We start from the raw sequence: 13,805 nt of genomic DNA, 5'->3' as shown, positions 1-13,805 counted from the left end.
CAGGCCACCTGCATCTCGTGCGGACCTTCTTGGCGGGAAGATCGCCGCGATCTGCAGGGCTCGCGCGCCGGCGGCAAGGCACGTAGCCCCGCCGCCGAGCAAGCTTGTTCGCAACACCGGCTAACTTACTTCATCGTGTAGATGTCGATCGAGAAGTACTTGTCGTTGATCTTCTGGTAGGTGCCGTCCGCGCGGATTTCCTTCAGGGCCTGGTTCAGGCGCTCGCGCAGCGCACTGTCGTCCTGGCGGACGGCAATGCCGACGCCTTCGCCGACATATTTCGGATCAGTGATCGGCTCACCGATCAGTTCGCAGCAGGCCTTGCCATCATCGTTCTTCGTCACCCAGTCCAGAAGCGGGATCATGTCGCCCACCTCCAGGTCGAGACGGCCGTTGGCCATGTCGAGATTGACCTCGTCCTGGGTCGGATAGAGCTTGATGTCGGCGTCCGGATAGACCGCGGCGATATAGTCCGCCTGCGTGGTGCCGGATTGGGCCCCGATCGCCTTGCCCTTCATGCCTTCATTGGTGAAATCGGTGATGTTGGCGCCCTTGGGGGCGGCGTGCGTCATCGCGGCGAGATAGTAGGGATCTGTGAAGGACACCTGCTTCTTGCGATCCTCGGTGATGAACATCGAAGCGATGATCATGTCGTACTTCTTCGCCTGCAGCCCCGGAATGATACCGTCCCAGTCCTGCGCGACGACCTCGCACTCGACCTTCATCTTCTCGCACAGGGCAAGGCCGATCTCGACGTCGAAACCGCCGAGCTTGCCGTTGGTCTCCTGGTAGTTGAAGGGCGGGTAGGCGCCCTCGGTGCCTATCTTCAAGGTTTCGGCGGATGCTGAAGCGGCCAGCAGGCCCGCGACCGTAAACGCCAGTGCAGCAATGCTCTTTTTCATGGTTGTTCCCCTTGTCTGGAGCTCTCTGAGAAGCTGACGGGAAGCCTAGCGCTGCACCTAGTATAAACGAAATAGATAGGGGTGATAGCTGATATCACTGAGGTTGATGCGCGAAAATGCGCGCTGGTCGTGCGCTCGTTGCTGCGCCTGGCGACGGGGTCGGGCAGAAATCATGCAGATGAACGCGCCTCGCAACCGGCGAGGCGCCAATGCCACGAAGGCGCGGGGACCAGCCTACCAGCGCTGGTGCACGTGGGGTGCGATCAGGCGGTCGTAGATCTCGGCGGTGGCTGCCATGACGTCTGCCGAAAGCGGAGCCAGCTCGGCCGCCTTCGCATTGGCTTGCGCCTGCGCGGCATTGCGGGCACCGGGAATAACGACGCTGACGGCATCGTTCATCAGGATCCAGCGCAGCGCGAAGGCCGCCATGCCCACGCCGGCCGGCACCAGCTTGCGGATTTCCTCTACCGCCTGCAATCCGACGTCGAACGGCACGCCGGCAAAGGTCTCGCCGACATCGAAGGATTCGCCGTGCCGGTTGAAATTGCGGTGGTCGTCGGCCGCGAATGTGGTGTCGCGCGTGATCTTGCCGGACAGAAGGCCGCTTGCCAGCGGCACGCGGGCGATGACGGCGACGTTGCGCCGCTGGGCTTCTTTGAAGAACAGGTCGGCGGGACGCTGGCGGAAGATGTTATAGATGATCTGGATGCTGACGACGCCGGGATACTCGATCGCCTTCAGCGCTTCCTCGACCTTCTCGACGCTGACGCCGTAGTTGGCGATCTTGCCGGCGGTCTTCAGTTCCTCCAGTCCGGCAAACACTTCCGGCCTGTAAAGGACCTCTGTCGGCGGGCAATGAAGCTGCACGAGATCGAGGCAGTCGACCTCGAGGTTCTTCAGGCTGCGGTCGATGAAGGCTTCGAGGTTGGCCTTGTTGTAGCCGTCGGCCACGTGCGGCGAAAGCCGCCGGCCGGCTTTCGTTGCGACCATCGGCCGTACGCCGCCGCGCGCCTTCAGTACGTCGGCGATGATCTTTTCCGAACGGCCGTCGCCATAGACGTCGGCGGTGTCGATGAAGGTCATGCCGGCGTCGAGCGCTGCGTTCAGCGCCGCGCGCCCGTCCGCTTCGCTGACATCGCCCCAGGCGCCACCGATCTGCCAGGCGCCGAAACCGATATCGGTGGTGGTGAAGGCTGTGCGCCCGAAGTGGCGGTGTCTCATCTCGGTGTCTCTCCCAATGGCTAAAGTCTGGCCGTGGCGTAGCACCGGCGCCTCGCGCCGACAAGACAACGCGGACAGGGAGGCTGTCATATCAGCGCTTTAGGAGGAAATACGGGCAGATAGGCTCACTCGATCCTGACGATCGAGGATTCCTTCTTGCTAAGGACACCCGAATAGGAGTAGGCGCCGGGCGGGCCGGGTCGCGTCAGGGTGATGAAATCGGTGCCTTTGCCGGTCTCGCTTTCGTAGCCCGTGTCGGTGATCGTGACCGATGCGCCGTCGCCGATCATCGCGTCGATCTTCTCGCGTACGTCGTCCGGCACCTCGATGCGGTCGAGAACGCTTGCGACAGGATCGGACGATGGCTGTGCAATCGAGCCCGCCTCGGCAAGGCCCAGCCGCTGGCGCGTCGCAGTGGGAAGCCGGTTGTCCAGCGTGACGGCAAACCAATCGATGTCGTCGCCGCCCTCGGCTGTGCGCGCGAGAAGGAACTGGGTTCCCAGTTCCGCCGCCGGGTCCTTGATCGTGACCGGCGCTTCCAGAATGGTCTGGAACTCCTTGCGCACCGAGATCCTGCCGTTGGACGGCGCATCCCGCCCGGCCTTCTTCAGAACGGCATCCGCCAGCGCGGCCGTCGCGTTGCCATCCACCGGCAATCCTTCCGCCGTCTGAAATGCGCGGATTGCCTCCGACGTCTTCTGCCCCGCCACACCGTCGGCAGCGCCTGCGTCGAAGCCGAGCACGTTCAACGAGGACTGCAGGTCCCTCATCGCATCGCGCGGCGTCGCGCGTGTAATCAGGATCCGGATCGGATCGCCTGCGGGCCGTTGAAGCAACGGCTGCGGCGAAGGCTCTTTCGGCATGTGCATGGCCACCTCGACGGCGCCTTCGGATGCGTTCGGGATCGTCGGTCGCAGCGAGGCGTCGGAGAGGAGTTCTCGCTCGTCCGCAGGTGCCGCTTTCGGCCGAAACAGTCCGGGATGGTCGATCCGGCGCGGCGCGGCATCGCCACCGGTGATGAGGACATGGCCGCCGCGCCGGGTCATTCGATAGAGCGTCTTGGCGAAGGCATCGGGCATGCGCACGCAGCCATGCGAGGCGGGATAGGCGGGCACGTGGCTTGAGGCGTGCAGCGCGATGCCGGACCAGGTGAGCCGCTGCATGAACGGCATGGGCGCGTCGTCGTAGAGGTTGGAATGATGCATGCGCTTCTTCTCCAGGATGGAGAAGATGCCGGTCGGCGTCGTATGCCCCTCCTTGCCACTCGACACGTTCGAACTGGCAACGACCGTATCGCCGTCATAGACCTTCAGCGTCTGGAGGTCCCGCGAGACGATGATCTGCAACGGGCCTTCGATAGCGCCGGCAAGTGCGGTCGTCGTGGTGAGGGCAAAGAGGCCGAACCCGGCGGCGAAACGCAAAAGCATGTTCCCGTCCTTACGCAATACATGGGAAGTGGCGAGTTTATCACGGAGATCGTAAAGAAGCTTTTAGTAAGGAAGCGCCGCCGGCCGTTCGCAGCGGCGGTGGCCCTACGAGGGCCAGGCGCGATCCGATCGGCGCTGCGGTCTTCGAGGAAAAGGCTATTCCGGAGCGGTTGCCCGTGCTGCGCAAGCGCAGGCTGGCGGAACTGGACGCCGCGCGGCGGAAGCGCAGGCCGTCCGGGGAGCGTGATTGTATATTTGCGGAATGATGTAGCAGGTGAGGTCAGCGTCTGTTTCTGGCCGGAAGTGGGCGTTGGTACTGCTTATCGAGTCTGGATGTAGGTCTCTCCCCACTCCTTCATGGCTGAGAGTACCGGTATCAGCGTTAATCCGAACTCCGTCAGCGTGTATTCGACGCGCGGCGGCACCTCCGCGAATACCTTCCGGGTGATCACGCCGCATTCCTCGAGTTCACGCAACTGCAAGGTCAGCGAACGTTGCGTGATACCCCCGATCAGGCGGCGGAGTTCACCGAAACGCTTCGTGCCGCCGATCAGATAGTGGATGATAATCGGCTTCCATTTGCCGCCCGCCACATGAACGGTCGCCTCGACGGCGCAGCGGTATCTGCTTTCTGCAACGGGCATCCGAACCCCATTAGTATATTTATTATCCCTATATATAAAAAGTTTCCCTTCTTGCGCAATGGCCTGCATGGGCGGATTTTGCCTGCGATGCATCGTCGCCGACGAGCATGCCTAACCAAACGATGGGAGCCACTAGGATGAAAGCTGCTTACTACGATCGCCAGGGCGAAGCCCGGGATGTCCTCGCCGTGGGGGAGATAACCACGCCCCAACCCGGTGCGGGGGAGGTTCGTGTCCGTATTCACGTGTCCGGCATCAACCCTACGGATATCAAGGCCCGCACAGGCTTTTCGTCAACCATGGCGTTCCCGAGAATTATTCCTCATCAGGACGGGGCCGGCCTCATCGATGCAGTCGGCGACGGCGTCCCGGAAAGTCGGCTTGGTGAGCGTGTCTGGATTTTCGAGGCCCAGAACGGCCGGGCAAGCGGAACCGCCGCCGAATACGCGATCGTACCCGCCACCAATGCCGTGCTGTTGCCAAGCAGTGTTACCTTCGAGATCGGAGCGAGCCTTGGAATTCCTGCGCTGACCGCTCACAGATGCCTGTTTGCAGACGGTGACATCAAGGGACGTCGCGTTCTTGTTCATGGCGGAGCAGGCGTTGTCGGAACGGCCGCCATCCTACTCGCCAAATACGCCGGGGCCTGGGTGGCGGCGACCGTGCTCAGCGACGACCATGTGGAGATTGCAAAGGCAGCAGGTGCCGACTTGGTCATCAATCTGTTGAACGAGGATGTCCCCGCCGTCATTCAAGCACAGACCGATAGCGGCGGCGTCGACCGGATAGTGGATGTCAACCTGAAGGCCAATCTCGCGATCAACATGGCCTGCCTTGCGCAGGGCGGCGTTGTCAGTTCCTACGCGACCGGACAGGCAAGCGACGAGCTTTCCCTACCACTGCTCAAGGCCATGGTCGGCGGATGCGTGTTTCGCTTCGTGTTCATCTACAACGTACCGTTCGAGGCCAAGCGCAGTGCGATCGACCCGATAAATGCTTGCATCGCATCCGGGGCATATGTTCCGAAAATCGGAATGCAGGTTCCGCTCGATCGTATCGTCGAGGCTCACGAAGCCCTGGAAACAGGCTCGATCGTCGGCAAGGTGCTTGTCGATATTCAATGATGCTGCAAGCGCCAGACCCGGAGAGTTTGGGCCTGGCGCTATCGAACTTGTGTGGACCGTAGCGATGCCGTTCACAGTCTCGCCAATGCTTTCAAAACTCGGCCCTGCATATGTTGATTGGCTCTCCAACAAGCCGGGTGGCTCACGAGATTAATCCTGACTTGCCGAACCGCAGCCGGCACTGCTCTACGGCTACTTCAGGGCGTTTCGCGGACATTCCTCGCAGGGTCGTCGCGGCTGCCGCACTCGCTGCGCTGTAGACGGCACCGCATGGCTCACTGCATTGCGTCGCAAGCCTTCAGCATCTCTTGCTTCTTCACGCTGTCCTGCTCCATTTCGGCCTTTTGCATGCAATCGGCCTTCGTTCCTGCCGTCGTCATCGCGTCGGCGTTGGTGGTTTCAGCAGGCAGAAGGTCGGACTTCATCATGTCTTCTGCATGTGCTGGCGCTGCAGCCGAAATTGCAACGAGCAGGGTGCAGGCTGCGATGCTGGAGATGAAGCTGTTCATTCGACGTTCTCCTCTCGATAGCGATTGTATCCGTCCGCGGCCTCGAGGCTTGGAATTTCACCAAGTCTTTTCGCGATCCGATCGTCGCCGACCAGAATAGCATACCCGTGCCGCGCCGACTAAGGCGGTACATGGGATCGACTGTATGGCCCAAAGCTGTCGGCGCCGTAGCGCTTTAGGCCGGTGGCATCTGCTACAGTTCCGCATTTTTCCACTGCGCTTTGGCTTGCTATCGCCTGTCCTTGCCGAAAGTGTAGCCGGTCTCCACGCTCTTCTTGCCGAACTTGTCGCGCAGAACATTGACCGCGGCCTCAGCGGCGGCCCGCCGGCTCGCCAGCGGATCGACGAGGTCGGGTGGATCGGCGCGCTGTGGATCGCAGAGGTCGGAGACGCCGATGCCAATGAGCCGGAACTTGGTCCCGTCCGCCTCCTTCTTCAGAAGCTCCATGCCGATGCGGAAGATGCGGTCGGCCAGCATGGTTGGATCTTCCAGCTTGCGATTGCGCGTGCGGCTCTTGAAGTCCGCCGTCTTCAGTTTCAGCACCACGGTCTGGCCGGCGATGTCGGCCTTGCGCAGTCTCGTCGCCACCTGTTCGGCCAGGCGCCGCAAGTGGGTGACGAGGTCGTCATAGGCGGAAATGTCGTCGAAAAATGTCGTCTCGGAGGATACGCTCTTCGCTGCGTCGTTCAGGTGCACCTGGCGGTCGTCCTGTCCGCGCGAGAGATTGTAGAGCCGCTTTCCCATCACGCCGTAGCGGCGCATCAGTTCGGTCTCCTCCATCGTCTGCAACTGGCCGATTTCGCGGATACCATCCCGCTCCAGCGTCTCGGCGAACGCCTTGCCCACCCCCCAGATCAGCCGCACCGAGCGGGCCCGCAGGAATTCCAGCGCCTCCGCCTGGCCGATGACGGAAAAGCCGCGCGGCTTCTGCAGGTCGGAAGCAACCTTTGCCAGAAATTTGCAGTAGGAAAGGCCGACGGAAATCGTAATCCCCACCTCCTGTTCGACGCGCTTCGCAAAGCGGGCCAGCACGCGGGCGGGCGGGTCATGGTGCAGGCGTTCGGTTCCCTTCAACTCCAGGAACGCCTCGTCGATGGAAAGCGGCTGCACGAGCGGCGTAAGTTCCTCCATCATGGATCGGATCTGCCGGCCGACGCGCACGTATTTCTCCATGTCGGGCTTGACGACGACGGCCTGCGGACAGGCCTCGAGTGCCTTGAACATGGGCATCGCCGAACGCACGCCGTGGATGCGGGCGATGTAGCAGGCGGTGGAGACGACCCCGCGCTTGCCGCCGCCGATGATCACCGGCTTGTCGGCAAGCTCCGGATTGTCGCGCTTTTCGATCGAGGCGTAGAAGGCGTCGCAGTCGATGTGCGCCAGCGTCAGGCCGTAGAGTTCGTCATGATAGATCAGCCGGGGGCTGCCGCATTTCCGGCAACGGCGCTGCTTAGGCGGCTGCCCGACCAGGCAATCGCGACAAAATCCCGGATGGCGTATCTCGTCAGCCTGCATCGATCGGAACAAACGTTGAACATTTGGACATTAGCGCCTAAGATCGTGAGTCTCAAGCCCGTCGAAAAGAGAAGCTTATGTCTGCTGCAGCCGCATTTCGCTTCCCCGCCCGCGCGCTGCGCCCATCAGGAGCGGCGCACGCCCTGGAAGTGCGCGCGGATCAGGCGGTCGGCCTCGTTCCAGCACGTCGCGCAACAGACCCGTTCGCCCGGGTCCGGCGCCATCGCGAGAAAGACCTGGTTCGCCATCAGCCGCACGAGCAGGGCGTCGGGCACGCTCTCGCCGACCGAGCGGTGGTTGTAGTGGATGTCGTCGATGAAGGCGACGGGCAGCGGGCGGCCGCCATGGAGGGCGTGGACCACCGGGCCTTTCGCCGCCTCTGTCGCCACCATCGGGAAGGTCAGGCCGATCCGCTGCAGCAACCGGCGGCGCGCTTCGGCATGGCGCGGCGGCATGGCGGTGAGGAAGACGATGTCCGCGTCCCGCCCGAGCGCCATCAGCGTCTCGACGGCGAGTGCCGCCGGCGTTTGCCAATGCTCCTGTGCCGCGAAGAACTCCTCCTGCAGCGCATCGACCACGGCATCGAGGGCGACGCTACCCGTGCCGCGCTCGACGATATTGCCGTGCAGGCGGAAGGAGCGCGGCAAGAGGTCGTGGTCGCGCGAACGCAGGAAGGCTGTGAAGGGCGTCAGATACTCCAGGACGACCTCGTCGACATCGCAGACGATGAGCGGCCGGTCCGCCAGGCGGAGCTTTTCAAGGGACATGAAATCAGGCGCGTTCATCACCAGCCGCCTGCATTTGCACCGCCCGTCAGCGCGGTGTGGGCGCGCACCACCGTTTCCGGCTTGGTTTCCGTCGCCTCGCAGAACGCCATCAGCGTCGGTTCGTGGCCCATGAGGAATTCGACGAGGCCGGCAAGGAAGCTGCGATTTCCCGCAGCCGCGCGCAGATCCGCCGGCGCCATGCCGGTGAGCGACAGGAAGCGCGAAAAATGCTCGGGCTCGCCAGCCAGCCAGGCAAGGACGGACACGGCTGTCGATTCGGCGTCGTTAGCCGTTGTATCTTTTTGGCTTTGCATGGCAGTTTCCCGGAAAAGTTACCTTTTAGTCAACCAAATGCCGCTACTATCGCAGGGATCGCGCTGGGTGAATACGGCATTGTCGCAACTTATATGTCTCGAGGGGCGTTGCAAAGCTGGAGTGAGGGGCAGGGACGTCTGATGCCGAAGCAGGTGATGATAGTCGAGGACAACGAGCTGAACATGAAGCTCTTCCGGGACCTCATCGAGGCTTCCGGCTACAGCACCATCCAGACCCGGAACGGAATGGAGGCGCTTGATCTTGCCCGCCGTTATCGTCCCGATCTGATCCTGATGGACATCCAACTGCCGGAAGTGTCGGGCCTCGAGGTCACGAAGTGGCTGAAGGAGGACGACGAACTTCATGTCATCCCCGTGATCGCCGTCACCGCGTTCGCGATGAAGGGCGACGAGGAGCGCATCCGCCAGGGGGGATGCGAGGCCTATGTCTCCAAGCCTATCTCGGTGCCGAAGTTCATCGAGACCATAAAGACCTATCTGGGCGACGCATGAGGCCGGATCCGCACCCATGACAGCACGCATTCTCGTCGTCGATGATATTCCTGCAAACGTGAAGCTGCTGGAAGCGCGGCTCCTGGCGGAATATTTCGACGTGCTGACGGCGGCAAACGGTTTCGACGCGCTGGCGATCTGCGAGCGTACACAGGTGGATCTCATCCTGCTCGACGTGATGATGCCGGGGATCGACGGCTTCGAGGTCTGCGAGCGGCTGAAGGAAAATCCGCGCACTGCGCATATCCCCGTGGTGATGGTCACCGCACTGGACCAGCCTTCCGACCGGGTGCGGGGGTTGAAGGCCGGGGCGGACGATTTCCTGACCAAGCCCGTCAACGACCTCCAGCTGATGTCGCGCGTCAAGAGCCTCGTCCGGCTGAAGACCCTGACAGACGAGCTTCGCGTGCGCGCGGCCGCTGCCGAGGCGCTCGGGATGGATCCTTCGCTCGGTGGCGCGCTCGGGGACGAGCCGGGCTCGATCCTGTTGGTGGACGGGCGCGGCAGTTCCCAGGAGCGCATCGTCCGCGCCTTGAGACCCGTTGCTGACGTGACCTGCATGTCGGACCCGCAGGCAGCGCTCTTCGAGGCCGCGGAGAAGCCGTTCGAACTGGTGATCGTCAACGCGAACTTCGCCGAATACGATCCGCTTCGTCTCTGCTCGCAACTGCGCTCGCTTGAGCGCACGCGCTACCTGCCGATCCTTCTGATCGCCGAGCAGGGCCATGACGACATGATCGTCCGCGCACTCGACCTCGGCGTGACGGACTACCTCGTGCGCCCGATCGAGCCCAACGAGCTTCTGGCCCGCAGCCTCACCCAGATTCGCCGCAAGCGGTACAACGACCGCCTGCGCTCCAGCGTCAAGCAATCGATCGAACTGGCCGTGACCGACGGCCTGACGGGCCTGCACAATCGAAGGTACCTCGACAGCCACCTCAAGCTGCTGATCGACCGCTCCGTGGCCCGGGGGCGCGCGATGTCGATCTGCATGACCGATATCGACCGCTTCAAGCTGATCAACGACACCTATGGCCACGATGTCGGCGATGCGGTGTTGCGCGAATTCGCCAGCAGGTTGCGTTCGGCCGTGCGCGGCGCCGATCTTGCCTGCCGCTATGGTGGCGAGGAATTCGTGCTCGTGATGCCGGATACCCCGCCCGAAACGGCCGCCGTCGTCGCCGAGCGGCTGCGCATGGCGATCGAGCAGGAGCCGTTCCGGCTCGGCGACGTCGCCGTTCCCCTGCAGCTAACGGCGTCTATGGGGATCGCCACGCTATCGCCGCAAAGCGACAGCCCGGAGACACTGCTGAAGCGCGCAGACAATGCGCTCTATGAGGCCAAGCGCGGTGGCCGGAACCGCGTCGTGGCGGCCGCGGCGTGATCGCACGCGCCCCCATCATCTCCTAAAGTCCCGCCTCGACGTGTGATCTGTCCCAAACTGGCCCGCTGGTGGTGGCTGCGTTTGCGTGCGGCAGCGGTCTGAATACGTGGCGAAAGCGACACACCCGCCTTGCTCCTTCACTTATCCACAGATTTTAGCTGATGCTAATTAGCAAAAGCTGACACGGCATCAATTTTTTTCGAAGCGCTCAACAGGAATTTGGACGGGCGCCGCACGATCGCCGCCTTCGTCAAAAAAGTGTCACAAGGGCCACTTTTTGCGATTTATATTACTGTTTGCGTTTGCTAATGTATTCAATGTCTTCGATGCCATACGTGAAGGGGGTTCACGTTGCGTCAGGATATTTGTGGCAGGCGGATTGCACTTGGGGGTTGTTGATTTCGCCGCGAAATTTTGTTGCTTTAAATAACGTTTTCTTCGCCTGATTCCCAATGGCCTAGGCAAACGGATTAACCAACTCTGCGGGCCGGGAGCCTGCGGCGATCAAGATTTCATTGATTTTTTTCCAATTCCGCGCAATCCTCTTTTCAAAGGTGAGCACAAGCTCCTGCCGAGTTACCCCATGATGCTAGGTCCGCCGCATCTCCTGGGTCGTGGGGTCGGCCGGCTGGTGAAGACATAAACGGAATCCTCGTGCCGTCGTCATCCCCAGCCGGCCCCCAATTTGACGCCGCTTCCGAAAGGGAGCGGCGTTTTGGTTTCAGGCGGACTGTTTCACCATCCGATACACAGAACGCCTCTTCTGCGGGCAGGGCAAAACAAAAAGGCGCGCCGCAGGAGCGGCACGCCTTCCAATTTTGCCGATGAAACCAGGATTACTTGATCTTGGTTTCCTTGAACTCGACGTGCTTGCGCGCGACCGGATCGTACTTCGTCTTGGTCATCTTTTCCGTCATCGTACGGCTGTTCTTCGTCGTGACGTAGAAGAAGCCGGTGTCGGCCGTCGACAGCAGCTTGATCTTGATGGTGGTAGCCTTGGCCATGGTCGTCCTGCCTTTACAAAAACGAAGCCGTGGACGACCTGTCCGGTTCCACGGCATTGGAACTTCAAATGTGGCGCGAAACTACAAATCGCGCCCGAAAAGTCAAGTCCGTTTTGGCCGGAACACCATGCGCGCCAGGGAAAGCGCCACATAGAGGCCAAAGAAGAACACGATTGCCCACGCAAATCCGTCCAGACCGGCGATGTCCATCGCCGCGCCAATCGCCTGCGGGCCGGCAACGGTACCGACCGCATAGCAGAACACGAAGGCGGCGTTGGCTGCCGCAAGGTCCGCGCCGGTCAGGCGCGAGCCGAGATGGCTTAATCCCACGGTATAGAGGCCGGAAACGCAGCCGCCCCAGAAGAGCAGCACGACCGCCATCAGCACCCAGTTCTCGGACAGAAGCGGCAGTGCCGCAGCGCCTGCAAGCCCGACGCAGGCCATGATCGAAAGCAGTGTACGGCGGTCCTTCATATGGTCGGACAGCATGCCGAGCGGAATCTGGAACAGGAAATTGCCGACGCCCATGACCGTCAGCAGCAAGGCGGCCTGTGATTCGGTAAAGCCGGTCCGCGTGGCATAGATCGGAAAGAGCGACAGCCCGCCGACCTCGACCGCACCGAAGACGAAGACGGCGGCGGTGGCCGTCGGCACCAGGAAGACGTAGCGCATGAAATGCAGTTCCGGCTTCTCGTCGATCGTCGGGCTTTCCCTCCGTGCAAACAGGATCGGTACGGCAGCGACCAGAATGATCACGGCGCCCACCGCGAAGGGCAGGGGGCCGTCGCTGCCCAGAAGCGAGAAGAGCAGGGGGCCGTTCGCGAAGCCAAGTGCGAGGACGGTGGCGTAGATGCCGAGCACGAGGCCGCGCCGGCGCGGCGGCGCGGCGGCGTTGATCCAGAACTCCGACAGGATGAACAGCATCGTGGTCGCGCCGTGAAACACGATTCGCAGGGGAAACCACAGAAGGAAATTCTGGACATAGTAGAATCCGAGCGAACTTGCGGCGGCAAGAACGATCGCGGCGACCATGATGTTGGAGGTGCCGAAGCGATGGGCAAGCTTGGTGGTGAACGGGGCGCTTACCATCGCTGCGACGCCTGCCATCGCGGAATTCAGCCCGATCAGGGTAGACGAGATACCGCGCTTTTCCATGATGATGCTGAGCAGCGGCAGACCGAGGCCGATCGCGATGCCGACCGCGCCGATCGCCGCCATCGCCGCCACCAGCGAGCGCCAGTGAATGCTGTCAACGGGCGCAGGGCTAGGCGGCATCGAGCCTGGCTTGGAACCCGGCTTGGGATCCGATTGGGGATCTGACATGCGCACGATATCCTAAAGCGTGTCTCGGACGAACCGGCCCCGGCGATGCATGAAGAATGCGGCCTGAACCCCGAACGGCAGGGTCGGGTCTCTCAGCAGGGATTTCTTCAGTTCCTCAAGAACCGTGACGGTTATCGCTGGCATCTCGATCTTCAGTTCCTCAAAGATGTCGACCCAATGCAGGTCGAAGAGCTCGGGGCTATCCTGCGCACTCGCAGGGTCGACGCCTGCATCGTCGGTAAAAAGGGCAAAAAAAGCGGGTGTCGAAGCGGCGCGGCGGTCCAGGCGGCGTTATAGCGCGGGCAAAGAAACGAAGATGTGACAGATCCGGGAGAAAGGGCGCTCCGGCGCGACAATCGCCGTCCGTGCGCCTTCCCACCACGAGACCGGCCTCCTCGTGCAACTCGCGCAGCGCCGCAACGCCAAGGCCCCGCAACGTCGCCTCGCGCATGCGGGCGTGTGTTCGGAGCGAAAGTCGCGCGCTCGTGGCCTCATGCAGGCAGGAGAGGACGGGTATGCGCGAATCGCCGCGGTCGCGCCGTCCGCCGGGGAACACGTAGACGTCGGGCATGAAGACGTGCCGGCTGCTGCGCCTGCCCACAAGAACGCGAAATCGCCCGTCTGTGCGGTCAATCAGCAGGACCGAAGCGGCGTCCACGGGCCGCAACAGGGGCGCGGTGGTCATTCGGCCGTTTCGCGCGAGGCAAGATCGTCCGCCGGCTTGTCGGCATGTCCGCCAAAGCCGTGCATCCGCAAGGCCCACTGCAGGCCGATCACCCCGCCCTTGACCGGCTGCATCAGGAAGACCGCGCTGATGATTGTCACCGGCACCCAGATTGCCAGATGCATCCACGTGCTGAAGGGAAGGAGGAGATCCGTCGCCATGTAGCCGGCCAGCACAAAGTGGCCGACGATGGTGATGACGAGATAGGGGGGCAGGTCGTCGGCGCGGTGATGGAGCATCTCTTCGCCGCAGACGGTGCAGGCATCGACAGGCTTGAGAAAGCTCCGGAACAGGCGGCCTTCGCCGCAGGCCGGACAGCGGTTCAGCATGCCGCGGCGGATTCCGCGACCCAGCGGGCGTTCCTCTGTGCGACTTTGGCCGGAGAGGGATGCGTTCTGTCGAAAGGTCGCCTGCATGTTCGTTTCCTTGCTGC

The 13,805-nt window shown here is 62.2% G+C and carries 15 protein-coding genes; 4 read left to right on the top strand and 11 right to left on the bottom strand.

The features are described 5' to 3' along the window. Positions 1 to 125 precede the first annotated feature (125 nt). The 4 genes from CRO48_RS10365 to CRO48_RS10350 form a co-directional block, all read right to left on the bottom strand. Complete coding sequence (locus tag CRO48_RS10365; RefSeq protein WP_097138888.1) at positions 126 to 902, bottom strand: ABC transporter substrate-binding protein; 777 nt, start codon at positions 900 to 902, stop codon at positions 126 to 128. A 234-nt stretch (positions 903 to 1,136) separates the two neighbouring features. Further along, positions 1,137 to 2,123 (bottom strand): aldo/keto reductase, encoded by a 987-nt coding sequence (locus CRO48_RS10360; protein WP_097138885.1) that lies wholly within the window; start codon positions 2,121 to 2,123, stop codon positions 1,137 to 1,139. A gap of 125 nt (positions 2,124 to 2,248) precedes the next feature. After that, positions 2,249 to 3,544, bottom strand: coding sequence for a L,D-transpeptidase family protein (locus CRO48_RS10355; RefSeq protein ID WP_176526727.1), 1,296 nt, complete (start codon positions 3,542 to 3,544; stop codon positions 2,249 to 2,251). 326 nt (positions 3,545 to 3,870) lie between these two features. After that, on the bottom strand, positions 3,871 to 4,194 hold the full coding sequence (locus CRO48_RS10350) for a winged helix-turn-helix transcriptional regulator (protein ID WP_097138881.1): 324 nt from the start codon (positions 4,192 to 4,194) through the stop codon (positions 3,871 to 3,873). A gap of 137 nt (positions 4,195 to 4,331) precedes the next feature. Between CRO48_RS10350 and CRO48_RS10345 the strand changes: the two genes are divergently transcribed. Further along, on the top strand, positions 4,332 to 5,318 hold the full coding sequence (locus CRO48_RS10345) for an NADPH:quinone reductase (protein ID WP_097138879.1): 987 nt from the start codon (positions 4,332 to 4,334) through the stop codon (positions 5,316 to 5,318). A 275-nt stretch (positions 5,319 to 5,593) separates the two neighbouring features. On the opposite strand, the gene CRO48_RS10340 is transcribed toward CRO48_RS10345, so the two are convergent. The 4 genes from CRO48_RS10340 to CRO48_RS10325 all read right to left on the bottom strand — a co-directional run bounded on the left by CRO48_RS10340 (position 5,594) and on the right by CRO48_RS10325 (position 8,424). After that, the gene (locus CRO48_RS10340; RefSeq protein WP_097138877.1) at positions 5,594 to 5,827 is read right to left on the bottom strand and encodes a hypothetical protein; all 234 of its coding nucleotides are present in this window, start codon (positions 5,825 to 5,827) and stop codon (positions 5,594 to 5,596) included. 229 nt (positions 5,828 to 6,056) lie between these two features. Then, a complete protein-coding gene (locus CRO48_RS10335) occupies positions 6,057 to 7,343 on the bottom strand; it encodes a DNA polymerase IV (protein ID WP_097138875.1) in 1,287 nt (428 codons plus the stop codon). A 125-nt stretch (positions 7,344 to 7,468) separates the two neighbouring features. Next, the gene (locus CRO48_RS10330) at positions 7,469 to 8,128 is read right to left on the bottom strand and encodes a hypothetical protein (RefSeq protein ID WP_245423485.1); all 660 of its coding nucleotides are present in this window, start codon (positions 8,126 to 8,128) and stop codon (positions 7,469 to 7,471) included. Continuing rightward, positions 8,128 to 8,424 (bottom strand): DUF3572 domain-containing protein, encoded by a 297-nt coding sequence (locus CRO48_RS10325; RefSeq protein WP_097138873.1) that lies wholly within the window; start codon positions 8,422 to 8,424, stop codon positions 8,128 to 8,130. The genes CRO48_RS10330 and CRO48_RS10325 overlap by 1 nt, the downstream gene beginning before the upstream one ends. Positions 8,425 to 8,565: 141 nt before the next feature. Here CRO48_RS10325 and CRO48_RS10320 point away from each other — a divergent pair, with 141 nt between their 5' ends. Together CRO48_RS10320 and CRO48_RS10315 are read left to right on the top strand one after the other, a co-directional pair. Continuing rightward, positions 8,566 to 8,937: a response regulator gene (locus tag CRO48_RS10320; RefSeq protein WP_097138872.1), complete on the top strand. Its 372-nt coding sequence runs from the start codon at positions 8,566 to 8,568 to the stop codon at positions 8,935 to 8,937. Positions 8,938 to 8,953: 16 nt separating this feature from the next. Then, positions 8,954 to 10,321 carry a PleD family two-component system response regulator gene (locus CRO48_RS10315; protein WP_097138870.1) on the top strand — a complete coding sequence of 456 codons (1,368 nt, stop codon included), beginning with the start codon at positions 8,954 to 8,956 and terminating at the stop codon, positions 10,319 to 10,321. A gap of 836 nt (positions 10,322 to 11,157) precedes the next feature. On the opposite strand, the gene rpmG is transcribed toward CRO48_RS10315, so the two are convergent. Beyond that, a complete protein-coding gene (gene rpmG, locus CRO48_RS10310; RefSeq protein WP_097138867.1) occupies positions 11,158 to 11,325 on the bottom strand; it encodes a 50S ribosomal protein L33 in 168 nt (55 codons plus the stop codon). Between the two features lie 102 nt (positions 11,326 to 11,427). After that, positions 11,428 to 12,600 (bottom strand): MFS transporter, encoded by a 1,173-nt coding sequence (locus CRO48_RS10305; RefSeq protein ID WP_097139387.1) that lies wholly within the window; start codon positions 12,598 to 12,600, stop codon positions 11,428 to 11,430. 93 nt (positions 12,601 to 12,693) lie between these two features. Here CRO48_RS10305 and CRO48_RS10300 point away from each other — a divergent pair, with 93 nt between their 5' ends. After that, positions 12,694 to 12,945, top strand: coding sequence for a hypothetical protein (locus tag CRO48_RS10300; protein ID WP_097138865.1), 252 nt, complete (start codon positions 12,694 to 12,696; stop codon positions 12,943 to 12,945). Positions 12,946 to 13,329: 384 nt separating this feature from the next. Here CRO48_RS10300 and CRO48_RS10295 read toward each other — a convergent pair whose 3' ends face one another. Beyond that, positions 13,330 to 13,788 (bottom strand): DUF983 domain-containing protein, encoded by a 459-nt coding sequence (locus tag CRO48_RS10295; protein ID WP_097138863.1) that lies wholly within the window; start codon positions 13,786 to 13,788, stop codon positions 13,330 to 13,332. Positions 13,789 to 13,805 lie beyond the last annotated feature (17 nt).

The organism is Rhizobium subbaraonis (assembly GCF_900220975.1).
Classification (GTDB): Bacteria; Pseudomonadota; Alphaproteobacteria; order Rhizobiales; family Rhizobiaceae; genus Mycoplana; species Mycoplana subbaraonis.
This window is presented reverse-complemented; position numbering and strand designations above follow the sequence as displayed.